We start from the raw sequence: 243 nt of genomic DNA, 5'->3' as shown, positions 1-243 counted from the left end.
TCGTTTCACTGCTGAGTTCGGGATGGGATCAGGTGGTTCCAATGCTCTATGGTCGTCAAGAAATTCTGTTGCCAGAATGTCTGTTGAACACTCTTGGCTAATTCGGATATGTGAATTTGTGGGCTTACGAACTTTCGGTTATTTCGTCTTCACCACCACAATTTGGCTTTCGTGCGCAAATTGCTTGGGTGTTATATGGTCAAGCCTCACGGGCAATTAGTATTGGTTAGCTCAACGCCTCAC

1 rRNA gene is annotated in these 243 nt (G+C 45.7%); it reads right to left on the bottom strand.

Annotated elements, in window-relative coordinates:
• Positions 1 to 60 (bottom strand): 5S ribosomal RNA (gene rrf / locus ACNFBR_RS29330); the annotation flags it as partial.
• Positions 61 to 243 lie beyond the last annotated feature (183 nt).

Origin of the sequence: Pseudomonas sp. NY11955 (assembly GCF_048068035.1) — a bacterium.
Taxonomy (GTDB): domain Bacteria; phylum Pseudomonadota; class Gammaproteobacteria; order Pseudomonadales; family Pseudomonadaceae; genus Aquipseudomonas.
This window is presented reverse-complemented; position numbering and strand designations above follow the sequence as displayed.